Origin of the sequence: Streptomyces rugosispiralis (assembly GCF_024505145.1) — a bacterium.
Classification (GTDB): Bacteria; Actinomycetota; Actinomycetes; order Streptomycetales; family Streptomycetaceae; genus Streptomyces; species Streptomyces rugosispiralis.
This window is the reverse complement of the sequence record NZ_JANIAA010000183.1, coordinates 1-881: the sequence shown is the minus strand read 5'-3', so window position 1 is coordinate 881 and position 881 is coordinate 1. Positions and strand designations below refer to the sequence as shown.

General features: G+C 65.8%; 1 protein-coding gene. It reads right to left on the bottom strand.

The genetic code is table 11. The features are described 5' to 3' along the window. Position 1 precedes the first annotated feature (1 nt). Positions 2-835, bottom strand: a complete 834-nt coding sequence (locus NP777_RS46955) for an ABC transporter ATP-binding protein (protein ID WP_391858719.1) — start codon at positions 833-835, stop codon at positions 2-4. Positions 836-881: the final 46 nt, after the last annotated feature.

Here is an 881-nt window from a genome sequence, read left to right as displayed (position 1 = left end):
GCTACTTGCCGGTCTCCTTCTCGTACGCCTTGATGACCTCGTCGGTCGGGCCGTCCATCAGCAACTCGCCCTTCTCCAGCCACAGCACCCGGTCACAGGTGTCCCGGATGGACTTGTTGTTGTGACTGACGAGGAAGACCGTGCCCGCCTCCTGGCGCAGCTCGCGGATCCGGGCCTCGGAACGCTTCTGGAACTTCCGGTCACCGGTGGCCAGCGCCTCGTCGATCATCAGCACATCGTGGTCCTTGGCCGCGGCGATGGAGAACCGCAGCCGGGCCGCCATACCGGAGGAGTACGTACGCATCGGCAGGGTGATGAAATCACCCTTCTCATTGATCCCCGAGAAATCCACGATGCCCTGATAGCGCTCCCGGACCTGCTCACGCGACATCCCCATGGCCAGACCACCGAGAATCACATTCCGCTCACCGGTGAGATCGTTCATCAGCGCCGCGTTCACCCCCAGCAGCGATGGCTGCCCGTTGGTGTACACCTTGCCCCGCTCGGTCGGCAGCAGCCCCGCCACCGCCTTCAGCAGCGTCGACTTCCCCGACCCATTGGACCCGATCAGACCGATCGACTCACCCTTGTACGCCACGAAGGTGACCCCGCGCACCGCGTGCACCTCACGCATGCCCGGAGAACCCTTCCGGCCCAGCATCCGGCTGAGCGCCGCGGTGGCGCTCCCCTTCCCCTTCGGACCGCCGTTGACCCGGTAGACGATATGGACATCGTCGGCGATGACGGTGGGCACCCGCGCCGGCGCGGAAACCGCCTGCTCGGCCTGCCCGGCCCGCTCCGCCCGGGGATCTTTGTCGAGGGTCTGCTCAGCCACGGCCGTACTGCTCCTCTGCCTTCCAGAAATACACGAATCCCCCGAC